This window comes from Salmonella sp. A1325 (assembly GCF_056991255.1).
Map to the genome: position 1 here is coordinate 39,844 of NZ_JAMLWO010000011.1, position 22,235 is coordinate 62,078.

23 protein-coding genes and 1 pseudogene are annotated in these 22,235 nt (G+C 52.4%); 14 read left to right on the top strand and 10 right to left on the bottom strand.

Annotated features, from left to right (window positions below; translation table 11 throughout):
- Positions 1-73 precede the first annotated feature (73 nt).
- The 5 genes from ftsN to rraA all read left to right on the top strand — a co-directional run bounded on the left by ftsN (position 74) and on the right by rraA (position 4,621).
- A complete protein-coding gene (gene ftsN, locus NAZ64_RS18525) occupies positions 74-1,084 on the top strand; it encodes a cell division protein FtsN (RefSeq protein WP_024147580.1) in 1,011 nt (336 codons plus the stop codon).
- A gap of 91 nt (positions 1,085-1,175) precedes the next feature.
- On the top strand, positions 1,176-1,706 hold the full coding sequence (gene hslV / locus NAZ64_RS18530) for an ATP-dependent protease subunit HslV (RefSeq protein WP_000208240.1): 531 nt from the start codon (positions 1,176-1,178) through the stop codon (positions 1,704-1,706).
- 9 nt (positions 1,707-1,715) lie between these two features.
- The gene (gene hslU, locus NAZ64_RS18535) at positions 1,716-3,047 is read left to right on the top strand and encodes an HslU--HslV peptidase ATPase subunit (RefSeq protein WP_001293360.1); all 1,332 of its coding nucleotides are present in this window, start codon (positions 1,716-1,718) and stop codon (positions 3,045-3,047) included.
- 66 nt (positions 3,048-3,113) lie between these two features.
- Entirely contained in the window at positions 3,114-4,043 is a 930-nt protein-coding gene (gene menA, locus NAZ64_RS18540; protein ID WP_000139639.1) for a 1,4-dihydroxy-2-naphthoate polyprenyltransferase, read from the top strand.
- A gap of 92 nt (positions 4,044-4,135) precedes the next feature.
- Positions 4,136-4,621 carry a ribonuclease E activity regulator RraA gene (rraA, locus tag NAZ64_RS18545; protein WP_000872918.1) on the top strand — a complete coding sequence of 162 codons (486 nt, stop codon included), beginning with the start codon at positions 4,136-4,138 and terminating at the stop codon, positions 4,619-4,621.
- A gap of 221 nt (positions 4,622-4,842) precedes the next feature.
- On the opposite strand, the gene zapB is transcribed toward rraA, so the two are convergent.
- A complete protein-coding gene (gene zapB, locus NAZ64_RS18550) occupies positions 4,843-5,082 on the bottom strand; it encodes a septal ring assembly protein ZapB (RefSeq protein ID WP_000051370.1) in 240 nt (79 codons plus the stop codon).
- A 398-nt stretch (positions 5,083-5,480) separates the two neighbouring features.
- Between zapB and NAZ64_RS18555 the strand changes: the two genes are divergently transcribed.
- The 4 genes from NAZ64_RS18555 (at position 5,481) to fpr (ending at position 9,820) form a co-directional block, all read left to right on the top strand.
- Positions 5,481-6,326: an MIP/aquaporin family protein gene (locus NAZ64_RS18555; RefSeq protein WP_000084285.1), complete on the top strand. Its 846-nt coding sequence runs from the start codon at positions 5,481-5,483 to the stop codon at positions 6,324-6,326.
- A 20-nt stretch (positions 6,327-6,346) separates the two neighbouring features.
- A complete protein-coding gene (gene glpK / locus NAZ64_RS18560; protein WP_000136809.1) occupies positions 6,347-7,855 on the top strand; it encodes a glycerol kinase GlpK in 1,509 nt (502 codons plus the stop codon).
- Positions 7,856-7,966: 111 nt separating this feature from the next.
- Positions 7,967-8,977, top strand: a complete 1,011-nt coding sequence (glpX, locus tag NAZ64_RS18565) for a class II fructose-bisphosphatase (protein ID WP_001250624.1) — start codon at positions 7,967-7,969, stop codon at positions 8,975-8,977.
- A 96-nt stretch (positions 8,978-9,073) separates the two neighbouring features.
- Complete coding sequence (gene fpr / locus NAZ64_RS18570) at positions 9,074-9,820, top strand: ferredoxin--NADP(+) reductase (RefSeq protein WP_000796304.1); 747 nt, start codon at positions 9,074-9,076, stop codon at positions 9,818-9,820.
- Positions 9,821-9,929: 109 nt separating this feature from the next.
- Here the strand turns inward: fpr and NAZ64_RS18575 are convergent, their stop codons facing one another.
- Positions 9,930-10,358: a DUF805 domain-containing protein gene (locus NAZ64_RS18575; protein WP_000155238.1), complete on the bottom strand. Its 429-nt coding sequence runs from the start codon at positions 10,356-10,358 to the stop codon at positions 9,930-9,932.
- A 100-nt stretch (positions 10,359-10,458) separates the two neighbouring features.
- Between NAZ64_RS18575 and NAZ64_RS18580 the strand changes: the two genes are divergently transcribed.
- Both NAZ64_RS18580 and tpiA read left to right on the top strand, forming a co-directional pair.
- Positions 10,459-11,055, top strand: coding sequence for a YiiQ family protein (locus NAZ64_RS18580; RefSeq protein WP_000802241.1), 597 nt, complete (start codon positions 10,459-10,461; stop codon positions 11,053-11,055).
- A 112-nt stretch (positions 11,056-11,167) separates the two neighbouring features.
- On the top strand, positions 11,168-11,935 hold the full coding sequence (tpiA, locus tag NAZ64_RS18585) for a triose-phosphate isomerase (protein WP_001216335.1): 768 nt from the start codon (positions 11,168-11,170) through the stop codon (positions 11,933-11,935).
- Positions 11,936-12,026: 91 nt separating this feature from the next.
- Here the strand turns inward: tpiA and NAZ64_RS18590 are convergent, their stop codons facing one another.
- The 7 genes from NAZ64_RS18590 to lsrA all read right to left on the bottom strand — a co-directional run bounded on the left by NAZ64_RS18590 (position 12,027) and on the right by lsrA (position 18,699).
- Positions 12,027-12,791 (bottom strand): beta/alpha barrel domain-containing protein, encoded by a 765-nt coding sequence (locus NAZ64_RS18590; protein WP_131046843.1) that lies wholly within the window; start codon positions 12,789-12,791, stop codon positions 12,027-12,029.
- 9 nt (positions 12,792-12,800) lie between these two features.
- A complete protein-coding gene (gene lsrG / locus NAZ64_RS18595; protein WP_001543603.1) occupies positions 12,801-13,091 on the bottom strand; it encodes a (4S)-4-hydroxy-5-phosphonooxypentane-2,3-dione isomerase in 291 nt (96 codons plus the stop codon).
- Positions 13,092-13,173: 82 nt separating this feature from the next.
- Positions 13,174-14,049, bottom strand: a complete 876-nt coding sequence (gene lsrF / locus NAZ64_RS18600; protein WP_000774146.1) for a 3-hydroxy-5-phosphonooxypentane-2,4-dione thiolase LsrF — start codon at positions 14,047-14,049, stop codon at positions 13,174-13,176.
- 28 nt (positions 14,050-14,077) lie between these two features.
- Positions 14,078-15,100 carry an autoinducer 2 ABC transporter substrate-binding protein LsrB gene (gene lsrB, locus NAZ64_RS18605; protein WP_000090737.1) on the bottom strand — a complete coding sequence of 341 codons (1,023 nt, stop codon included), beginning with the start codon at positions 15,098-15,100 and terminating at the stop codon, positions 14,078-14,080.
- Positions 15,101-15,128: 28 nt separating this feature from the next.
- On the bottom strand, positions 15,129-16,130 hold the full coding sequence (gene lsrD, locus NAZ64_RS18610; RefSeq protein WP_000981826.1) for an autoinducer 2 ABC transporter permease LsrD: 1,002 nt from the start codon (positions 16,128-16,130) through the stop codon (positions 15,129-15,131).
- Positions 16,127-17,170 (bottom strand): autoinducer 2 ABC transporter permease LsrC, encoded by a 1,044-nt coding sequence (gene lsrC, locus NAZ64_RS18615; protein WP_000911133.1) that lies wholly within the window; start codon positions 17,168-17,170, stop codon positions 16,127-16,129. Before lsrC ends, lsrD begins: the two co-directional genes overlap by 4 nt.
- Positions 17,164-18,699: an autoinducer 2 ABC transporter ATP-binding protein LsrA gene (gene lsrA / locus NAZ64_RS18620; RefSeq protein WP_001167248.1), complete on the bottom strand. Its 1,536-nt coding sequence runs from the start codon at positions 18,697-18,699 to the stop codon at positions 17,164-17,166. Before lsrA ends, lsrC begins: the two co-directional genes overlap by 7 nt.
- Before the next feature lie 255 nt (positions 18,700-18,954).
- On the opposite strand from lsrA, the gene lsrR reads away from it, so the two are divergent.
- From lsrR to NAZ64_RS18635, 3 genes are all read left to right on the top strand, one after another.
- Complete coding sequence (gene lsrR, locus NAZ64_RS18625) at positions 18,955-19,914, top strand: transcriptional regulator LsrR (protein WP_001283049.1); 960 nt, start codon at positions 18,955-18,957, stop codon at positions 19,912-19,914.
- An 89-nt stretch (positions 19,915-20,003) separates the two neighbouring features.
- Positions 20,004-21,596: an autoinducer-2 kinase gene (gene lsrK, locus NAZ64_RS18630; RefSeq protein ID WP_000113088.1), complete on the top strand. Its 1,593-nt coding sequence runs from the start codon at positions 20,004-20,006 to the stop codon at positions 21,594-21,596.
- A 13-nt stretch (positions 21,597-21,609) separates the two neighbouring features.
- The gene (locus NAZ64_RS18635) at positions 21,610-21,960 is read left to right on the top strand and encodes a cupin domain-containing protein (RefSeq protein ID WP_483641005.1); all 351 of its coding nucleotides are present in this window, start codon (positions 21,610-21,612) and stop codon (positions 21,958-21,960) included.
- A gap of 89 nt (positions 21,961-22,049) precedes the next feature.
- Here NAZ64_RS18635 and NAZ64_RS18640 read toward each other — a convergent pair.
- Positions 22,050-22,190: pseudogene (locus NAZ64_RS18640) on the bottom strand (CDP-diacylglycerol diphosphatase); the annotation flags it as partial.
- Positions 22,191-22,235 lie beyond the last annotated feature (45 nt).

Here is a 22,235-nt window from a genome sequence, read left to right on the forward strand (position 1 = left end):
ACCTGTCTGGTCAAAGGCCCGCCGCTTCAGTAACATGACGGGCTGACGAACGAATAAATACAGCGAAACGATAGTGGCACAACGAGATTATGTACGTCGCGGCCAACCGGCTCCTTCGCGGCGCAAAAAGAGCACCTCACGGAACTCACGGAAGAAGCAAAGCAACATGCCTGCCGTCTCGCCGGCAATGGTCGCGATTGCGGCAGCCGTCCTTGTGACCTTTATCGGCGGTCTGTACTTCATTACTCACCATAAGAAAGAAGAGTCCGAAACGCTACAAAACCAGAAAGTCACCGGCAATGGGCTTCCGCCAAAACCGGAAGAGCGCTGGCGTTACATCAAAGAGCTGGAAAGTCGCCAGCCGGGCGTGCGTACGCCAACGGAACCGTCCGCCGGCGGCGAAGTCATGAATCCGAATCAGCTCACCAGCGAACAGCGTCAACTCCTGGAGCAGATGCAGGCGGATATGCGTCAGCAGCCAACGCAACTTAACGAAGTGCCGTGGAACGAGCAGACGCCAGAACAACGCCAGCAAACGCTACAGCGCCAGCGTCAGGCGCAGCAGCAGCAGCAGCAGCAGCAGCAGCAGCAGCAGCAGCAGCAGCAGTGGGCTCAAACGCAGCCTGTTCAGCAACCACGTACGCAGCCGCGGGTAAACGAACAGCCGCAAACGCGCACGGTACAGTCCGCCCCGGCGCAACCCGCGCGCCAAAGTCAGCCGCCGAAGCAGACGGCCTCGCAGCAACCTTATCAGGATTTGCTGCAAACGCCGGCGCATACCAGCGCGGCAGCGCCAAAAGCCGCGCCCATTACGCGCGCGCCTGAAGCGCCGAAGGCGACAGCAGAGAAAAAAGATGAACGTCGCTGGATGGTGCAATGTGGTTCATTCAAAGGCGCCGAGCAGGCAGAAAGCGTCCGCGCTCAGCTGGCGTTTGAAGGCTTTGACTCCAAAATTACCACCAATAACGGCTGGAATCGCGTGGTTATCGGGCCGGTGAAAGGTAAAGAAAATGCCGACAGCACCATTAACCGTCTGAAGATGGCGGGCCATACAAACTGCATTCGACTCGCCACCGGGGGTTGAAACCCTCAAAATCTCCCCCATCTATACTTGCATTATGCCCCGTACGCCGTACGGGGCCGCAATTCAGCATTAGTAACCAAGGGGTCTGCTCGTGACAACAATAGTAAGCGTACGCCGTAACGGCCACGTGGTAATCGCCGGTGATGGTCAGGCCACACTGGGTAACACAGTAATGAAAGGCAACGTGAAGAAAGTCCGCCGCCTCTACAACGACAAGGTCATTGCGGGCTTTGCGGGCGGTACTGCGGATGCATTCACGCTGTTCGAGCTGTTTGAACGTAAACTGGAAATGCATCAGGGGCACCTGGTCAAAGCCGCCGTTGAACTGGCGAAAGACTGGCGTACCGACCGTATGCTACGCAAACTGGAAGCGTTGCTGGCCGTCGCGGATGAAACCGCCTCGCTCATCATCACGGGTAACGGCGATGTCGTGCAACCTGAAAACGATTTAATTGCTATCGGCTCCGGCGGTCCTTATGCCCAGGCTGCCGCTCGCGCTCTGTTGGAAAATACCGAGCTCGGCGCGCGCGAAATTGCTGAAAAGGCGTTGGATATTGCAGGCGATATCTGCATTTACACCAACCATTTCCACACCATTGAAGAATTGACCGCCAAAGCGTAAGGACCTCTCATGTCTGAAATGACCCCACGCGAAATTGTCAGCGAACTGAACAAACACATTATCGGCCAGGATAACGCAAAGCGTTCCGTGGCGATTGCATTGCGTAACCGCTGGCGTCGTATGCAGCTTGATGAAGAGCTGCGCCACGAAGTAACGCCGAAAAATATTCTGATGATTGGCCCGACCGGCGTCGGTAAAACCGAAATCGCCCGTCGTCTGGCAAAACTCGCCAACGCGCCGTTCATTAAAGTCGAAGCCACCAAATTCACCGAAGTGGGCTATGTCGGGAAAGAAGTGGACTCTATCATCCGCGATCTGACCGATGCCGCGGTGAAAATGGTTCGCGTACAGGCTATCGAGAAAAATCGCTATCGTGCGGAAGAGTTGGCGGAAGAACGTATTCTCGACGTACTGATCCCACCCGCAAAAAATAACTGGGGCCAGGCCGAACAGCAGCAGGAGCCTTCTGCCGCCCGTCAAACGTTCCGCAAAAAACTGCGCGAAGGCCAGCTCGACGATAAAGAGATCGAGATTAACCTCGCCGCCGCGCCGATGGGCGTAGAGATTATGGCGCCTCCGGGCATGGAAGAGATGACCAGCCAGTTGCAGTCTATGTTCCAGAACCTGGGCGGTCAGAAACAGAAACCGCGTAAGCTGAAAATTAAAGACGCGATGAAACTGTTGGTTGAAGAAGAAGCTGCTAAGCTGGTCAACCCGGAAGAGCTGAAACAGGACGCTATCGACGCGGTTGAACAGCACGGCATCGTGTTTATCGATGAAATTGACAAAATTTGTAAGCGTGGCGAAACCTCCGGCCCGGATGTTTCACGCGAAGGCGTACAGCGCGACTTACTGCCGCTGGTAGAAGGCTGCACGGTTTCGACCAAACACGGGATGGTCAAAACGGATCATATTCTGTTTATCGCCTCTGGCGCGTTCCAGGTGGCGAAGCCGTCTGATCTGATCCCGGAACTGCAGGGCCGCCTGCCGATTCGCGTTGAACTTCAGGCGCTGACCACCAGCGATTTCGAACGCATTTTGACCGAGCCAAACGCCTCCGTCACCGTGCAGTATAAAGCGCTGATGGCAACTGAAGGCGTCAATATCGAGTTCACCGATTCCGGTATTAAACGTATTGCCGAAGCCGCCTGGCAGGTTAACGAAACCACCGAAAACATCGGCGCGCGCCGTCTGCATACCGTACTGGAGCGTCTGATGGAAGAAATTTCCTATAACGCCAGCGATCTGCACGGCCAAAACATCACAATTGATGCGGAATATGTGAGCAAACATCTGGATGCGCTGGTCGCAGATGAAGATCTAAGCCGTTTTATCTTATAATCGCGTCCAATGCATTTTCATCACTGTTGATGGGGCTGAAAAGCCCCATTTTTATTGGCGCTAAATATGACTGAACAACAACAAATTAGCCGCACCCAGGCCTGGCTGGAAAGCTTACGACCCAAAACCTTACCCCTCGCCTTCGCGGCGATTATCGTCGGTACGGCCCTGGCATGGTGGCAAGGCTATTTCGATCCTCTGGTCGCGCTGCTGGCCCTTATCACCGCCGGGCTGCTGCAAATTTTATCCAACCTCGCCAACGATTATGGCGACGCTGTCAAAGGCAGCGATAAACCGGATCGCATCGGGCCGCTGCGGGGGATGCAAAAAGGCGTCATCACCCGGCAGGAGATGAAGCGGGCGTTAATCATTACCGTCGTGCTGATCTGTATCTCCGGACTGGCGCTGGTGGCGGTCGCGTGCCATACGTTAACCGATTTTGTCGGCTTCCTGATTTTGGGCGGACTGTCGATTATCGCCGCCATCACCTACACCGTGGGTAATCGGCCCTACGGCTATATCGGGCTGGGTGATATCTCTGTTCTGGTATTCTTTGGCTGGCTAAGTGTCATGGGGAGCTGGTATCTCCAGGCGCATACGCTGATTCCGGCGCTGATTCTCCCGGCCACCGCCTGCGGTTTACTGGCGACGGCGGTGCTGAATATTAATAACCTGCGCGATATTAATAGCGACAGAGAGAACGGCAAAAACACCCTTGTAGTACGACTGGGCGATGTCAACGCGCGTCGTTATCACGCCTGCCTGTTGCTAGGCGCGCTGCTCTGTCTGGCGCTGTTTAATCTGCTCTCGCTACACAGTCCGTGGGGATGGTTGTTTATTCTGGCCGCGCCCTTGCTCATTAAACAAGCGCGCTACGTAATGCGCGAAAGGGAGCCTGCGGCAATGCGCCCGATGCTTGAACGTACCGTTAAAGGCGCGTTGTTAACCAACCTGTTATTTGTGATTGGGATACTCTTAAGTCAGTGGGCCGTTTAACTGACAAATATCAATTAACAATTGATGATTTTGCCAACAGTATACTTAGCGCGATATACTAAAAATTCTCGCAGCAACTGAACGTTAAGCCTATGAAATACGATACTTCCGAGCTTTGTGACATCTATCAGGAAGATGTCAACGTCGTGGAACCGCTGTTCTCTAATTTTGGAGGGCGGTCGTCGTTTGGCGGACAAATCATCACGGTAAAATGTTTCGAGGACAACGGGTTGCTGTACGATCTGCTCGAACAAAATGGCCGTGGTCGGGTTCTGCTGGTCGATGGCGGCGGTTCTGTCCGCCGTGCATTAGTCGATGCGGAGCTGGCGCGTCTGGCCACGCAAAATGAATGGGAAGGGCTGGTTATCTATGGCGCGGTGCGTCAGGTGGACGATCTGGAAGAGCTGGATATCGGCATTCAGGCGATCGCCGCCATTCCGGTTGGCGCCGCAGGTGAAGGCATTGGGGAAAGCGATGTGCGCGTCAATTTCGGCGGCGTGACGTTCTTCTCCGGCGATCATCTCTATGCCGACAACACCGGGATTATCCTTTCCGAAGACCCGCTTGATATCGAGTGATCAAAAAAGGCGCCGTAAGGCGCCTTTTTTATGCGTTGTCGCTGATTGCCGGATAGCAGCTTACGCCTTATCCGGCCCACCGGTATCCGCATTCTAAATCCTCTATAGATTTCGCGTCAGGGCAAGGCGGCAAGTAAGTGAATCCCCAGGAGCATAGGCCACTATGTGACTGGGGTGAACGCACGCAGCCAACGCCGCCATAACGTGAAATATGACGAGGATTAGACTTCTTCCATACGACCAAGCAGCGCCTGCAAACGTTCCTGCCAGCCGCTCTGCTGTTCCTTCAGAGAATTATTTTCACGCTCGAGTTCTTCACGCTGATGCTGTGCAGACTGCACTTCCTGCGTCAGGCTGTTGTTCTTTTCTTTCAGCTCTTCAATTTCCATCTGTAACAGGGTGATGGTGTCAATCGCCTGCTGTACTTTTGCTTCCAGTTTCTCAAACACTTCTAAAGACATGATCTTACCTCTCCTGAATTGCAAGGCGACGCTTCACGTAAACGCGCACAATATATAGTGTCGATTGTATGAAGCCCCGCTCTCGCTGTCCAGCGACATACCGCGTAGATCGCGGTTTGCAGCAATTTTCATCCATCTCCTGGTAACATTCATTCAATAACTTAAAAATGTTAACATATTGGTTAATGAAATGATTCAATTCACTCTCTTCTGCTGTCTCAAAATGCGCATCATGGCGCGATAACGCTCATTTTATTGACGCAGTACACACATTTTGATTTCGATATTTCTCGTTTTTGCTCGTTAACGATAAATTAACAGTGTGCCTACAGGGCATCGTGGATGTCCATGACCTCCTCGCATACCAATAATCATTACATACTCTTCAGGATCCGATTATGAGTCAAACATCAACCTTAAAAGGCCAGTGCATTGCTGAATTCCTCGGTACCGGGTTGTTGATTTTTTTCGGTGTGGGTTGTGTCGCTGCGCTTAAAGTTGCCGGAGCTACTTTTGGACAGTGGGAAATCAGCGTCATCTGGGGTCTGGGGGTAGCGATGGCTATCTACCTGACGGCAGGTGTTTCTGGCGCACACCTGAACCCGGCAGTGACCATCGCACTCTGGCTATTTGCCTGTTTCGACAAACGTAAAGTTGTTCCTTTTATTATTTCTCAAGTTGCCGGCGCCTTTTGCGCAGCGGCGTTAGTTTACGGGCTTTATTACAATCTTTTTGTGGACTTCGAACAAACCCACCATATCGTCCGTGGCAGCGTTGAAAGTCTCGATCTCGCAGGCATTTTCTCAACTTACCCGAATCCTCATATCAATTTTGTGCAGGCCTTCGCGGTTGAAATGGTGATTACCGCTATTCTGATGGGGCTGATTCTGGCGCTGACCGACGACGGCAACGGCGTACCTCGCGGTCCGCTTGCGCCACTGCTCATTGGTTTACTGATCGCCGTTATCGGTGCCTCTATGGGGCCGTTGACCGGGTTTGCGATGAATCCGGCGCGTGACTTTGGCCCCAAAATGTTTGCCGGGCTTGCCGGCTGGGGTGAAATTGCGTTTACCGGCGGTAGAGACATTCCTTACTTCCTGGTGCCGCTGTTTGGCCCCATCGTCGGCGCCATTCTGGGCGCGTTTGCTTATCGCAAATTTATTGGCCGTCATTTGCCGTGCGATACCTGCGTCGTGGAAGAGAAGGACTCCACCGCGACCACACAACAAAATGCTTCGCTGTAATCTGATTACGGGACAAAATTATGACTGAAAAAAAATATATCGTTGCGCTCGACCAGGGTACCACCAGCTCCCGCGCGGTCGTTATGGATCATGACGCGAATATCGTCAGCGTATCACAGCGTGAATTTGAGCAAATTTATCCTAAGCCAGGCTGGGTAGAACACGACCCGATGGAAATTTGGGCGTCCCAAAGCTCAACGCTGGTAGAAGTGCTGGCTAAGGCCGATATCAGTTCCGATCAGATTGCCGCTATCGGTATCACCAACCAACGTGAAACCGCGATCGTCTGGGAACGTGAAACCGGCAAACCGATATACAACGCTATTGTCTGGCAGTGCCGTCGTACCGCCGATATTTGCGAACAGCTTAAACGCGACGGCCTGGAAGATTACATCCGCGACAATACCGGTCTGGTCGTCGATCCGTACTTCTCTGGCACTAAAGTGAAATGGATCCTTGACCATGTGGAAGGTTCGCGCGAACGCGCGAAGCGTGGCGAGCTGCTGTTCGGTACGGTGGATACCTGGCTTATCTGGAAGATGACGCAGGGCCGCGTCCACGTTACGGATTACACCAACGCCTCACGAACCATGCTGTTCAACATCCATGATTTGGACTGGGACGATAAGATGCTGGACGTGCTGGATATCCCACGCGCGATGCTGCCCCAGGTACGTAAGTCCTCCGAAGTCTACGGCCAGACCAATATTGGCGGTAAAGGCGGTACACGTATTCCTATCGCCGGGATTGCCGGGGATCAGCAGGCCGCGCTATTCGGCCAACTGTGCGTAAAGGAAGGAATGGCAAAGAATACCTACGGCACCGGCTGCTTTATGCTGATGAACACCGGCGAGAAAGCGGTAAAATCGGAAAACGGCCTGCTGACCACCATCGCCTGCGGCCCAAGCGGCGAAGTCAACTATGCGCTGGAAGGCGCGGTGTTTATGGCGGGAGCGTCTATTCAATGGCTGCGTGATGAAATGAAGCTCATCAGCGACGCGTTCGACTCCGAATATTTCGCCACGAAAGTGAAAGATACCAACGGTGTCTACGTGGTTCCGGCCTTCACCGGTCTGGGCGCGCCGTACTGGGATCCGTATGCCCGCGGTGCCATTTTTGGCCTGACCCGCGGCGTGAACTCTAATCACATTATCCGCGCGACGCTCGAATCCATCGCTTACCAGACCCGCGACGTACTGGAAGCGATGCAGGCCGACTCCGGTATCCGCCTGCACGCTCTGCGTGTGGACGGCGGCGCAGTGGCCAACAACTTCCTGATGCAGTTCCAGTCAGATATTCTCGGCACGCGGGTGGAACGCCCGGAAGTGCGCGAAGTGACCGCGCTGGGCGCCGCCTATCTGGCTGGTCTGGCCGTCGGTTACTGGCAGAACCTGGACGAGCTGCAGGAAAAAGCCGTCATTGAACGAGAATTCCGCCCCGGCATTGAAACCACCGAGCGTAACTACCGTTACAGCGGCTGGAAGAAAGCGGTTAAACGCGCAATGGCGTGGGAAGAGCACGACAAGTAAGGTCGCCATCCGGCAAAATCTTTGTGCGGGGGCAACTCCGCACACACATCAATTATTCCCTCCTTCCCCTGTGCTACACTGCGCGCCACTCCTTTTTGCTACGAGTTTTTTATGAGACGAGAACTTGCCATCGAATTTTCCCGTGTGACCGAAGCGGCAGCGCTGGCTGGCTACAAATGGCTGGGACGCGGCGATAAAAATACCGCGGACGGCGCGGCGGTCAACGCCATGCGTATCATGCTCAACCAGGTCAACATTGACGGCACCATCGTGATTGGCGAAGGCGAAATCGACGAGGCCCCGATGCTCTATATCGGCGAGAAAGTCGGTACTGGCCACGGCGATGCGGTAGATATCGCCGTCGATCCGATTGAGGGCACGCGCATGACGGCGATGGGTCAGGCGAACGCGCTGGCGGTGCTGGCGGTCGGCGATAAAGGCTGTTTCCTGAATGCGCCCGATATGTATATGGAAAAACTGATTGTCGGTCCGGGCGCCAAAGGGGCAATTGATCTCAACCTGCCGCTGGCGGATAACCTGCGCAACATCGCGGATGCGCTGGGTAAACCGCTTGGCGATCTGACCGTGACCATTCTGGCAAAACCGCGTCATGACGAGGTTATCGCAGAGATGGCTAAACTGGGCGTACGCGTGTTTGCCATTCCTGACGGCGACGTCGCGGCCTCAATTCTGACCTGTATGCCGGATAGCGAAGTCGACGTGCTGTACGGGATTGGCGGCGCACCAGAAGGCGTGGTATCCGCAGCGGTGATCCGCGCGCTGGACGGCGATATGCAGGGGCGTCTGCTGGCGCGCCATGACGTGAAAGGCGACAGCGAAGAAAACCGCCGCATTGGCGAACAGGAACTGGCGCGCTGCAAAGCAATGGGCATTGAAGCGGGCAAGGCGTTATGCCTGGGCGATATGGCGCGTAGCGATAACGTTATTTTCTCCGCGACCGGCATCACGAAAGGCGATCTGCTGGAAGGAATTAGCCGAAAAGGCCATATTGCCACGACGGAAACACTGCTGATCCGCGGCAAATCACGCACCATCCGCCGCATTCAGTCGATCCACTATCTTGATCGTAAAGATCCGGATGTGCAGGCGCATATCCTCTAGCGCATTTGTTAGTTAGAGCCTTCCAGCCTCGCGGGGCTGGAAATCTTTCTCCTGACGAACGAAGATAAGGTTAGCGATTCAGAACAGGAGAAAACCATGGCCGATTGGGTAACAGGTAAAGTCACTAAGGTGCAAAACTGGACTGACGCACTGTTCAGCCTGACCGTGCACGCCCCCATTAATCCTTTTACTGCAGGCCAATTTACCAAACTCGGACTGGAGATCGATGGCGAGCGCGTTCAGCGCGCGTATTCCTATGTGAATGCGCCTGACAATCCGAATTTAGAGTTTTATCTGGTGACGGTGCCGCAAGGAAAGCTCAGCCCGCGGCTGGCAGCGCTAAAACCTGGCGATGAGGTGCAAGTGGTCAGCGACGCGTCGGGTTTCTTTGTACTGGATGAAGTGCCTGACTGCGAGACGCTATGGATGCTGGCAACCGGAACCGCTATTGGCCCGTATTTGTCTATTCTGCAATATGGCCAGGATGTCGCGCGCTTTAAAAATCTGGTCTTGGTCCACGCCGCACGCTTCGCCGCCGATTTAAGCTATCTGCCGCTAATGCTGGAACTGCAACAGCGTTATGAAGGCAAGCTGCGCATCCAAACGGTGGTCAGCCGGGAGAGCGTGCCAGGCTCGCTTACCGGACGCGTGCCAGCGCTCATTGAAAACGGCGAGCTGGAAAAAGCCGTTGGGTTGCCGATGGATAAAGAGACCAGCCACGTCATGCTGTGCGGTAACCCGCAGATGGTGCGCGATACGCAGCAACTGCTGAAAGAGACCCGACAGATGACTAAACATCTGCGCCGCCGACCGGGGCAGATGACGGCTGAACATTACTGGTGATGTTTTACCGAATGGCGGCTGGGGCTTATCCGGCCTCCTGCAAATCATCACCAATCTGTGGGCCCGGTAAGCGTCAGCACCACCGGGCAAATTACGGTTTACCGCCCGTTTACGATTCTGCTTTAAACTTCACGTCCTGTGTCGCTTTCCCAAACTTATTTTCCCCCTGAACACCGACAAACGCGCCCAGATCGATAAGCATCATCACCAGGATCAGCGTCGGAATAAATCGCCCGACGACCCACTGCCACATCCCCGGCAGCATCACCCAGTTTCCGGCCAGCAGCATCCACGCCAGAATCATCAGCAACGCCCACGCGCCGGATCGCCCCCGGTCATGCAGACGTTTGACCATGACGGCGGCGGTCGGCCACAGCAGGCACACCAGGCAAAATGCCGCCGTTTGGATATCAAGCAGATTTTTCCCCGCCAGCGAAAATAGCGCCAGCATCCCGGCAAACCAGAGGCCGATCCAAATCCAGAAATCACGGCGTCCGATACGCCCTTTAAATGAGAATAACCATTGCTGTATGGTCATGTAAGTTCCTTATATTTTGCCTTCCGCTACAGTTTACCCTTTTGACAAGCCCGACAGTTATCGTTTTAATCGTGAGCAGTCCTAACGAAAGGTAAGATTGATGAAGCCAGGATGTACTCTGTTTTTACTGTTGTTTTCTGCTCTCACCGCCAGCATAACGGCGCACGCGCAGCTCTCTTCATCGACCACGACAGCGCCCTATTTGCTGGCGGGCTCGCCAACCTTTGATCTTTCTATTAGCCAGTTTCGTGAGAACTTTAACCGTCAGAATCCCGATCTGCCGCTCAATGAATTTCGCGCCATTGAGAATAGCCGCGATAAGGCGAATCTGACCCGCGCCGCCAGTAAGATTAACGAAAATCTGTATGCCTCCACGGCGTTGGAGCGCGGTACGCTCAAAGTGAAAAGTATGCAGATTACCTGGCTGCCCATTCAGGGGCCGGAACAGAAAGCGGCGAAAGCGAAAGCGCTGGAATATATGGCCGCCATTATTCGCACTGTCGCCCCGTTACTGACAAAAGAGCAAAGCCAGAAAAAACTGCAAAAGATGCTTATCGCCGGTAAAGGTAAACACTATTACGCCGAGACCGAAGGCGCGGTACGTTATGTTGTCGCAGATAACGGCGAAAAGGGGCTGACCTTCGCGGTTGAACCGATTAAGCTGGCGTTATCTGAAAATCTGGAAGGGGCGAATTGATGACAAAAAGCAAAGCCTTTCCGGGGATGAATCTCTATACTGTTTCACAGACCATGCTGCTCTGACGAGCGGCCATCTTCCTTAATTCGCTGACTAAGCGTGGAGAAATGAAATGCGACATCCTTTAGTGATGGGTAACTGGAAACTGAACGGCAGCCGCCACATGGTAAACGAACTGGTGGCTAACCTGCGTAAAGAACTGGCGGGCGTAGCAGGCTGCGACGTGGCAATCGCTCCGCCGGAAATGTATATCGATCTGGCGAAACGCGCTGCTGCCGGCAGCCACATCATGCTGGGCGCGCAGAACGTTGATCTGAACCTGTCTGGCGCATTCACCGGTGAAACTTCGGCTGAAATGCTGAAAGATATCGGCGCGCAGTACATTATTATCGGCCACTCCGAGCGTCGTACTTATCACAAAGAATCTGACGAGCTGATCGCCAAAAAATTCGCCGTACTGAAAGAACAAGGTCTGACGCCGGTACTGTGCATCGGTGAAACCGAAGCGGAAAACGAAGCGGGCAAAACAGAAGAAGTATGCGCACGCCAGATCGACGCGGTACTGAAAACGCAGGGCGCGGCAGCCTTTGAAGGCGCGGTTATCGCTTACGAACCCGTATGGGCGATCGGTACCGGTAAATCTGCAACGCCTGCGCAGGCTCAGGCAGTGCACAAATTCATCCGTGACCACATTGCTAAAGCTGACGCGAAAATCGCTGAACAGGTTATTATCCAGTACGGCGGTTCTGTTAATGCCTCCAACGCAGCCGAACTGTTCGCGCAGCCGGACATCGACGGCGCGCTGGTAGGCGGCGCTTCTCTGAAAGCTGACGCCTTCGCCGTGATCGTGAAAGCAGCAGAAGCTGCTAAACAGGCTTAATTGCCAATCAATGTCTGATGGCGCTGCGCTTATCAGGCCTACCAGCCGAGTGCTTATGTAGGCCTGATAAGGTAAAGCCGCCATCCGGCATTTATGCTGTGGAGGGTAAGAAAGTAGTATCCCCGGCAACCTTAAACATCGCCCTCCAGCTCCGCGTATTCTCAACCAGCCGATCATCACGAAATAACGCACTACCAGAAACAACACGATCGATGCCCTGTGCAATCAGCGAAGGCAACTGATCCTGCGTTAACGACCCATCAATAACGATAATTTTACCTTCGCGTTTATCACCAAGTAGACAGAGAAGCTGTGCCACGCGCTCATGCAAATCACTGGAGCGCATTTTACTGCCGTATCCAGGGTTTACTGCCAGTAGTTGAATAACCTCAACGTCGCTCAGAATGGGGATAATGACATCCAGAGGCGTTGCCGGGCATAAACTAATCCCCCGGATCACCGGCATTTCACCGCCGATAACGGGCACGGTCTGCTGACCAAGCCAACTTAACGTATGATGCAGATGAATATCGCCTTCAGCCTGAAGCGTGATGCAGTGTGCGCCCGCCTTCACGCAGGCTTGCGCCGCCGTCCATTGATCCGCTACCATCAAATGAACATCTTTGATAAAGGTTTGCGGCAGTTGCCCAACTGCCCATGGCCCAACGGTAAACTGCGGGCAAAATTGACCATCCATCAAATCCAAATGCAACAGCGGCTGGTTTAGCGCTTCCAACTGTTGCAGATAGCGATGCAACGCAATCCACTGCCCTGCCAGAATACCCACACTAAGCGGATATGACGCTAACAATGTCACACATGCTTCGCGCGTTAATCCGGCAAACTGGCTGTTCATGAGCGCTCCTTAAGGCATCAAACCCATAAAAACTTTTTTTGTCCGCGGGCCGGTCATCAACGGTTCAAGCTGCTCCACGCAAGTTTTGTAGTGTGGCGTTGTCTTGTGAAAAGCGACGGCCTGTTCATCAACGTAGGCTTCATAAATATAAAATCGCGTAGGCACCTGCGGATCCTGCAGAACATCAAAACGCAAGTTACCCGGCTCTTTAATTGAGCCCAGATGATTCTGCCGAAAAACATCGATAAATTGTTCAACCTTGTCATCATGAACGTTAATTTCAACCAGCGTAACGTGCATCATTAACCCCCTGATTATTCCAAATAAAATAACAGTCATCCCCATCTCCTCGCATCGGTAAAAGATGGGGAAGCGATCTCATTTAACCTTTCTCACTCAAAAACAGCTCATAAGCACGCTCTGCTGTTTCGTTATGATGAACGACAGCATGTACCGCTTTAATCATGGCTACCGGATCTTCTGACTGGAATATATTACGCCCCATATCTACGCCAGAAGCCCCCTGGTCAATCGCCTGATAGCACATTTCCAATGCTTCACGTTCAGGCAGTTTTTTACCGCCGGCGATGACAATCGGCACCGGACAACCTGCCGCAATACGCTCAAAACCTTTATCGACATAATACGTTTTGATAATTTGCGCCCCCATTTCCGCAGCGATACGCGTTGCCAGTGAAAAATAACGCTGGTCGCGAGCCATATCTTTACCCACCCCGGTCACTGCCATTATTGGCATCCCGACGCGTAACCCGGCATCAATCAGTTGAATAATATTTTTAATCGACTGATGTTCATGCTCACTACCAATATAAACCTGTGCGGCAGCAGCACAGCTATTCAACCGCACAGCGTCATCCATCGCCACCGCAACCGCCTCATTGCTTAATTCAGTGAGAATAGAATTCGCCCCGGACGCGCGTAAAACGACTGGTTTATTAATTGCCGGAGGTACCACACTGCGTAATATGCCGCGAGTACACATTAAGACATCAGCATATTCAAAGAGCGGCGCAATATTGATATCAATACGCTCAAGTCCGGTTGTCGGCCCCTGGAAATATCCATGGTCAAAGGCCAGCATGACCGTTTTTCTGGTCTTGGGATTAAAAATCCTCGCCAGTCTGGACTGCATTCCCCAATCCAGCGCGCCACAGCCTTTTAATGCGAACAAAGTGTTAGTTTGTGGTTTATCGGTGTGAAAATCTTTGCCATCTTTAATATCATCTAAATCAGCCATTCTTTACTCCGTCGATACATAACAGTTATCAGAAATCATATTTGTCGATATTGTCTTTGTTGAAAATGACACGCTCCGGCAATAACACAATGCCGTTACCTTTTGCCTCATAGTGATATCCCTGCTCACTATTAGGTGAAACGGTGACTTTGCCGATGCCGGGAATATCCAGTGAGTCACCGACATTCATTGGCATATTTTTCAGCAACGCGTTGGCGACATATACGGAAATTTTTCCCTGTTGGACGACATCCCACAGGCCAAACTCTTTAACAGTGCCGCGCTGAACATAAGGGCGCATTACATTCGGCGTACTAAAACCAACAATCGCGAGATTATTACGTTTAAGGTTCTCCGCCGCCTGTGCCGCAGCAGGTAAAGCGTTAGCGTCAGGCGCGATGATGGCATCCAGATCGGGATACGCTTTGATGATACCTTCCGCCGTCTGGAGCGATTTCGTGGCATCGTTATAGCCAAACTGGGTAGTGACTATCTCCCACCCCGGATGTTCCTGGCTAATTTTGGCTTTAGCTTCTTTCACCCACTGGTTCTGGTCGGTCACCGTTGGGCTGGAATAGAAGAAAGCGACTTTCGCTTTCTCTTTGTCCACCTGATGAGCGGCCATCTCTACCAGCATGCTGCCGAGCTGTTTTGGCGTCCCTTGATTGATATAGTAAGAACGGCACTCCGGCTTGGTATCGGAATCCCAGGTTAATATTTTCACGCCTCTTTGCATTGCCCGCTTCAACGCCGGGCACAGGCCATCAGGCGAAACGGCAGAAACGATAATGGCGTCATACCCCTGATTGACAAAGTTATTCACCAGTTGAACCTGGCCTGAGACGCTGGGCTCTGTAGGGCCATCGTAAGTTACGTCAATGCCCAGCGCTTTTCCCGCTTCCTGCGCGCCATTGCCGCCGCTGGTAAAAAAGCCCACGCCAACCAGTTTGGGAATAAAAGCAATCCGCTCTGCCGCCTGCACGGTCATTGCCGCAGATGCCAGACCAAACGCAGTGAGTAAGGCGATCATTTTAATGCTGTGTCTTGCCATTTTTTTCTCCATAAATTTCAAAAGGAAATCATGCCTGATGCGCATTGCGACGGCGTGAGTACCATTCAAGGATTTGGTGACGATGCAAACTGACGGAACGACCAACGACAACAACAATGAGAAGCGCACCGGACAATGCGCTGGAAATTTGATTCGGCACTCCGGCCATCTGTAGCCCCTGCTGTAAAAATCCCACCAGCAGCGCCGCCAACGCGGACCCCATAATCGACCCGGAGCCGCCATAAATATTGGCGCCTCCCAGCACAACCGCCGTAATGGCCGGCATCAGGAAAGAGGCGCCCAGATCCGAACGTGCGGAGCCAAAGTAAGAAACCAGTAATACGGCGGCGATCGCGGAGGCGCATCCGGTCATGGCATACACTGTATACAACGTGCGATTCACCGGGATCGCGCTGTACTGCGCGACACGGGCGCTCTGGCCAATCAGAAAAACGTTGCGTCCCATATGCGTGCGATGCATGAGCAGCCAGAAAAACAGACAGCACACAAGAAAAAAAATAAGCGGCATGGGAATACCAAGAAATGAAATATTGGCAAAGTCAGTGAACGCTGTGGGAAATCCACCAATACCTTCATAACCCGTGGCGCCAGCCATACCAGATAACAATAATGCGCTACCACCAAATAAATACATGGTTCCCAGGGTAATCACCAACGGGTTTACGCCGGTATAAATAATAAGTCCGGCATTTATCAGCCCACATATTGCGCCGAGTAGTAGGGTAATAATAATCGCTAAAGGTAGCGGCATACCGAGCTGAAACAGCACACCCAGGGTAATCGCGCATAGCCCGATTGTAGAACCAAATGAAATATCCATGCCACCGCTGACAATAACCATTGTTAGCGGCAAAGCGACAATACCGATACAAATAAAATCGCTAGTGCTAAAAAGTAAGACATTAATATCTAATAAACGTGGATTAATCAGACCGAAAGCCAGAATTTCAAAGATCAATAAGGCTGCCAGCGCAATTTCCCAGCTATAGCGTCGCCATGGATTCATCATGCCACCTCTTTGTTTTTATTCTGTTGTGCGTGCGTTTTTGCTTCCGCCTGTAGTGGAGTGGGTGGTGATATAAAACGGGCATATTTCTGGCGGCGCAGATTGCGTTGTAATGCGCAACGCAGCCGCCCATCGAATACCAGTACGCCCAACAATACCAGGCCGGCAATAAAATCGTTCCACCAGGCGGGAATACGCAGCAGCACTAACACACTATCGATTTGCGTAAGAAAATAAGCGCCGAGAATAGCGCCGATGACCGTGCCTGACCCGCCTAACAGGCTAATTCCCCCCAATACGCAGGCCGCGATGGCTTTCATTTCCAGCCCCGTGCCGGTTTGATTGGGAATGAAGCCAATCTGCGAGGCAAACACGATTCCAGCCAATGCCGCCATACCGCCATTAAGTGAAAATGCCATGATGCGTACCATCTCAGTACGGACACCCAATTGCCGGGCGCCCTGCAGGTTATCGCCGGTGGCGTAAAAATTGCGGCCAAAGGCGGTTTTCGCCAGGAGCCAGGCCATAAGCAGCGCTAACACCAGGGTAAACCAGCCGATTGCGGAAATTCCCAGAAACACCGGAGCAGAGAGTTGCTTTAAGCCTGCGGGTAATCCTTCAATCCATTTCCCCCCTGTCCATAGCAGCATGATCCCACGATACAAGCCCAGCGTTCCCAGCGTGGCGACAATGGCGGGTATCTTCAACCAGGCAACCAGTACGCCATTAAAAAATCCGGCGACAATTCCTAATATTAGTGTGGCCAGGCAGGCGACCGGCAGGCTATAGCCGGCGTTTAACATCACTCCCAGCAATACCGCGCACATGCCTGTCGTCGAGCCCACCGATACATCAATATTGCGGGTGAGCATTACCATCGTCGCGCCAATCGCCAACAGCATCAAAATTTGCGCGCTACTGAAAACCATTGTCAGCGTTTGCACGCTCAAATACTGGCTATCCAGCGCGCCAGGAAACACGAATAAACAGACTATTGCCAGCAGCGCCGTTGCTTCCCGGTTATTTTGGATGAATTTCAACATGTTGCCTCCGACGCACCATGTTCGCCAAACGCAACGTGCATGATGGTATCAACGTTAATTTCCTCGCCGCATAACGCAGGCCCCCCCAGTTCCCCCTGGTGCATGACATATACGCGATCGGCCATCTGCTCTATCTCTTCCAGATCGGAGGAAATAAACAGCACTGCGACATTTTGTTGCGCGATACTGCGCAACAGCTGATAAATATCGCTGCGGGCGGAGACATCGACACCGCGGGTCGGTTCATCGACAATCAGTAATTGCGGAGAGGCTTCCAGGCATTTGGCAATCAATACTTTTTGCTGGTTACCGCCGGATAAAGTACGCGCCGCCTGTTCGGCATTATTGAGTTTGATATTTAACGCGCGGTGGTAACGTTCAAGAGTGGCGTTATCCCGCTGGGGCTTTATCCAAAATCCTTTTTGGTTGTGGGTCAGCGAACAGACATTCCATGCCAGGGAAGCGTCAAGATACAGCCCGGATGACTGCCGATCTTCCGGCAAATAGACCAGGCCGAGCTGCAACCGCTGTTGGGTTGTCAGGGCGTTAATTTCTTCACCATTGAACAGCATCCGCCCCGCATTGACCGGTCTAATACCGTACAGCGTTTCAGCCAGTTCTGTGCGTCCCGCGCCGACCAACCCGGCCAGACCAAGTATTTCGCCTGCCCGCACCTCAAGGTTGATATTCATAAAACCTTCGCCCGTCAGCGACTCCAGCGCTAATACCGTCGCGCCGCGTTCGTTCTGCGGGCGGCTGCCAGGCAATTCCAGCCACAACTTTTGATTCGCGGAAAGACTGACGCCCTGCGTTGCCGGGGTGATAGCTTGAATAATCTCGTCGGTAGAAAGGTCATGCGTTTTTCCGAATAATGCGATTTTACCGTCACGCATCACGCTAACGCAGTGAGCTAACTGTCTAATTTCTGGTAGCTTATGAGAAATAAATACAATTCCGACACCCTTTTTCAGCAACTCTTGCAAACGCGTAAATAACCGGTCAGTTTCGGCTGGCGTTAACGACGCCGTGGGCTCATCAAGAATTAAGATTCGCGAGTCGCGCATCAAGCCGCGCATAATTTCAACGATCTGGCGGTCTGCAACATCAAGCGTACCCGCAGCGCTCGCCGGATCGAGTTGGCATCCCATCGCCTTTAATAGCTGCTGCATTTTTTCCGTGGAGGCCTGACGTCCCTGCAAGCCAAACAAGATATTTTCCCGCACAGATAAACTCGGAAATAACAGAGGCTCCTGGGGAACCAGGTAAATGCCATACTGGTGCGCCTTCAGAGGCGTTAAATGACTGCAACGCACACCAGCAATATCGATAGTCCCTCCATCTGGCGGGACTATACCGGCAATAATCTTCATTAATGTTGATTTACCCGCACCATTGCCGCCAAGCAATGCGTGCACCTCTCCCGCATGCAGAGTAAAGTCAATTCCCTTTAGTACTTCGACGCCGGAATAACTTTTATAAATGTTCTGCACACAAATCAGAGGGGATGCAGTATTGTGACTGATTTGCATGTTGCCTCCGCTCCCTCAATGTTGACTGACGGGACTGAACAAATGTTTTTTGAAAAAGAAATTGTTCAAAACGGTAGTAGTTATTTGGTCAAAAAACTCTCATCCAGATCACGTTTTCTGAATAAATGAATTTTTAGATGATAAATGTTCAGATTTGGCGCGTTTTTGTGGCGTTAATCACGGTTATTTCGGAGTGATAACTGAACAATTGTGTTAATGATTTAGAAATGTTCAAAGTAAAGCCAGGTTATGACAATGAGCGATAATACGTTGGTATCTGATTATGGAATGTGCGAAGAAGAGCAGGTGGCGCGTATTGCCTGGTTCTACTATCACGATGGATTGACGCAGAGTGAAATCAGCGAGCGTCTGGGGCTAACCCGGCTAAAGGTTTCTCGTCTGCTGGAGAAAGGGCATCAGTCCGGTATTATTCGCGTACAAATCAACTCCCGTTTCGAAGGGTGTCTTGAGTATGAAAATGCCTTGCGTAACCACTTCGCATTGCAGAATATCCGCGTGCTGCCGGCATTACCCGATGCCGATATTGGTCTGCGCTTAGGAATCGGCGCCGCCCATATGTTGATGGAGTCACTGCGGCCACAGCAACTACTGGCCGTCGGCTTTGGCGAAGCCACGATGACCACATTAAAACGCCTCAGCGGATTTATCTCGGCGCAACAAATCCGACTGGTCACGTTATCCGGCGGCGTGGGGCCGTATATGACCGGAATAGGCCAGCTTGATGCCGCTTGTAGCGTAAGTATTATGCCCGCGCCGCTGCGCGCATCATCGCAGGAAATTGCCTGCACGCTGCGCAATGAAAATAGCGTGCGGGATGTGATGCTCACAGCGCAAGCTGCCGATGCAGCCATCGTGGGGATTGGGGCAATTAACCAGAAAGATCAAGCCAGTATCTTAAAATCCGGCTATATCACTCAGGGTGAACAACTCATGATTGGCCGCAAAGGCGCAGTAGGCGATATTCTGGGCTATTTTTTTGATGCTCATGGCGAAATTATTCCAGACATCAAAATCCATAACGAATTAATTGGCCTGAAGTTAAATTCACTTTCCACGATCCCAACCGTGATTGGCGTCGCCGGCGGCGAACAAAAAGCAGAAGCTATTATTGCCGCTATGCGCGGTAACTATATCAATGCGCTGGTTACCGATCAGAAAACCGCAGGAAAAATAATTCAACTTATTGAAAAATAAAAAAAAATAAAATAACACTTACCTCAATTCAATAAACAATAACTGACAGGATTTTATGTAACGATGTAAAAATAGCCGAGGATAAAAAAATGGCTCGACTCTGTACCCATACTGAATCAGGACATTACCTGATGGCTCTTGACGCCGGTACCGGTAGCGTCAGAGCAGTAATTTTTGATCTACAAGGAAAGCAAATAGCTGTCGGTCAAGCGGAATGGCAGCATCTGGCCGTGCCGGATGTGCCTGGTTCGATGGAGTTTGATCTTGCCAAAAACTGGCAACTGGCTTGCCAGTGTATCCGTCAGGCACTACAGAAAGCCGCCATCCCTGCAACGGCTATCGCTGCCGTATCGGCCTGCTCGATGCGTGAAGGCATTGTTATTTATGACAGTAACGGCGAACCAATTTGGGCCTGCGCTAATGTTGACGCCCGCGCGGCGCACGAAGTCAGTGAATTAAAAGAGCTGCACGATAACACCTTTGAGGAGGAAGTTTATCGTTGCTCCGGGCAAACGCTGGCGCTCAGCGCTATTCCGCGTCTGCTCTGGCTTGCCCACCATCGTCCGGATATTTATCATCGCGCGTCAACCGTCACTATGATCAGCGACTGGATGGCCTTTATGCTCAGCGGCGAACTGGCGGTCGATCCCTCCAACGCAGGCACGACGGGGTTATTGGATCTGGTGACCCGCAACTGGAAACGTAGCCTGTTACAGATGGCGGGCCTGCGTTCTGACATTCTCTCGCCGGTAAAAGAAACCGGGACGCTGCTCGGTCACATTTCACAGAAAGCGGCTGAACAGTGCGACCTGCAAGCGGGTACGCCGGTCATCGTTGGCGGCGGCGATGTGCAGTTAGGCTGTCTGGGGCTGGGCGTCGTACGCCCGGCGCAAACGGCCGTGCTGGGCGGAACCTTCTGGCAACAGGTCGTCAATCTTCCCACGCCGGTCACCGACCCAAACATGAACGTTCGCATCAATCCTCATGTGATCCCCGGTATGGTACAAACCGAATCTATTAGCTTTTTTACTGGGTTAACGATGCGTTGGTTCCGCGACGCCTTTTGCGCTGAGGAAAAACTAATCGCTGAAAGGTTAGGTATTGATGCGTATTCCCTGCTGGAAGATATGGCCAGCCGGGTGCCTCCCGGCGCGCACGGTGTGATGCCCATCTTCTCTGACGTTATGCGTTTTAAACGCTGGTACCACGCCGCGCCGTCGTTTATCAATCTGTCTATCGATCCTGAAAAGTGTAATAAAGCGACCCTATTTCGCGCGCTGGAAGAGAATGCCGCCATTGTTTCCGCCTGCAATTTACAGCAAATTGCCGCGTTTTCCGGCGTACAGGCCGACTCGCTGGTTTTTGCCGGTGGAGGATCTAAAGGCAAATTATGGAGCCAAATCCTTGCCGACGTTACGGGACTCACCGTTCACGTACCTGTCGTCAAAGAAGCTACCGCGCTAGGGTGCGCTATTGCCGCAGGCGTTGGCGTGGGTATCTGGCCATCGCTGGCGGAAACGGGAGAAAAGCTAGTGCGCTGGGATCGGGAGCATAAACCTAATCCTGAAAATTTCGCTGTCTACCAGCAGGCCAGAGAAAAATGGCAGGCCGTTTATCAGGATCAACGCGCGCTGGTCGATGGTGGCTTAACGACATCCCTCTGGAAAGCGCCAGGCCTGTAACAGGAGAATAAGCATGCAAAAAACGAATGAGAAGAATCATCAATACCGCTTTGGCGATAATGGCCCTAAATACTTAATCCGTGGGCCGGGCTGCGATATGGGCGTCGTCATACTACAACCAGGGCAGTCATTCCCTAACCATCGCCATAATACCGCTTGTGAGATTTTTTATACCCTAAGCGGTGAAGTGTGCCTGTATCTGGAAGGAACACCTCATATCCTGCAAACTGGAGATGTTTTACAGTGCGAACCTGGGGAGGCGCATTATCTCATTAATAACGGCAATAAACCCTGGAAAGGCGTGTTTATTAAATCGCCGCATCTGGAAAATGACAGCCACCCCGCAGATCCACCGGCCTGGTAACGCCCGCGCCATCGCCAGATTTTGCCGGATAGCGCTACGAGAGCCTTGTCCGGCCTCCAAACGGCATTCGTTAATGCAATATCAAGCTGTCATTTGATGACCTGTTGGTTCAAGATATCACACTGATGATCCTGAATTTCCTCGGCAGAAGCGCGATTGAAGATCAGTAAATTACGCTCGGTCGCCAGCAGGACAAAAGAGCCATCGCTTTGGCGTATCACCGCCAGCGCGATACATCACAGCATCCCCGCCCGCGCAGGAACTTTCCCTGGTCC

Bases quoted from the DNA above. Each gene is read 5' to 3' on its own strand.
- menA (WP_000139639.1), top strand. From the start codon at position 3,114: ATGACTGAACAACAACAAATTAGCCGCACCCAGGCCTGGCTGGAAAGC.
- NAZ64_RS18635 (WP_483641005.1), top strand. From the start codon at position 21,610: ATGCAAAAAACGAATGAGAAGAATCATCAATACCGCTTTGGCGATAAT.
- rraA (WP_000872918.1), top strand. From the start codon at position 4,136: ATGAAATACGATACTTCCGAGCTTTGTGACATCTATCAGGAAGATGTC.
- NAZ64_RS18555 (WP_000084285.1), top strand. From the start codon at position 5,481: ATGAGTCAAACATCAACCTTAAAAGGCCAGTGCATTGCTGAATTCCTC.
- glpX (WP_001250624.1), top strand. From the start codon at position 7,967: ATGAGACGAGAACTTGCCATCGAATTTTCCCGTGTGACCGAAGCGGCA.
- fpr (WP_000796304.1), top strand. From the start codon at position 9,074: ATGGCCGATTGGGTAACAGGTAAAGTCACTAAGGTGCAAAACTGGACT.
- lsrR (WP_001283049.1), top strand. From the start codon at position 18,955: ATGAGCGATAATACGTTGGTATCTGATTATGGAATGTGCGAAGAAGAG.
- tpiA (WP_001216335.1), top strand. From the start codon at position 11,168: ATGCGACATCCTTTAGTGATGGGTAACTGGAAACTGAACGGCAGCCGC.
- lsrK (WP_000113088.1), top strand. From the start codon at position 20,004: ATGGCTCGACTCTGTACCCATACTGAATCAGGACATTACCTGATGGCT.
- NAZ64_RS18590 (WP_131046843.1), bottom strand. From the start codon at position 12,791: ATGAACAGCCAGTTTGCCGGATTAACGCGCGAAGCATGTGTGACATTG.
- zapB (WP_000051370.1), bottom strand. From the start codon at position 5,082: ATGTCTTTAGAAGTGTTTGAGAAACTGGAAGCAAAAGTACAGCAGGCG.
- lsrC (WP_000911133.1), bottom strand. From the start codon at position 17,170: ATGTTGAAATTCATCCAAAATAACCGGGAAGCAACGGCGCTGCTGGCA.
- lsrG (WP_001543603.1), bottom strand. From the start codon at position 13,091: ATGCACGTTACGCTGGTTGAAATTAACGTTCATGATGACAAGGTTGAA.
- hslU (WP_001293360.1), top strand. From the start codon at position 1,716: ATGTCTGAAATGACCCCACGCGAAATTGTCAGCGAACTGAACAAACAC.
- lsrB (WP_000090737.1), bottom strand. From the start codon at position 15,100: ATGGCAAGACACAGCATTAAAATGATCGCCTTACTCACTGCGTTTGGT.
- NAZ64_RS18580 (WP_000802241.1), top strand. From the start codon at position 10,459: ATGAAGCCAGGATGTACTCTGTTTTTACTGTTGTTTTCTGCTCTCACC.
- glpK (WP_000136809.1), top strand. From the start codon at position 6,347: ATGACTGAAAAAAAATATATCGTTGCGCTCGACCAGGGTACCACCAGC.
- lsrF (WP_000774146.1), bottom strand. From the start codon at position 14,049: ATGGCTGATTTAGATGATATTAAAGATGGCAAAGATTTTCACACCGAT.
- lsrD (WP_000981826.1), bottom strand. From the start codon at position 16,130: ATGATGAATCCATGGCGACGCTATAGCTGGGAAATTGCGCTGGCAGCC.
- NAZ64_RS18575 (WP_000155238.1), bottom strand. From the start codon at position 10,358: ATGACCATACAGCAATGGTTATTCTCATTTAAAGGGCGTATCGGACGC.
- lsrA (WP_001167248.1), bottom strand. From the start codon at position 18,699: ATGCAAATCAGTCACAATACTGCATCCCCTCTGATTTGTGTGCAGAAC.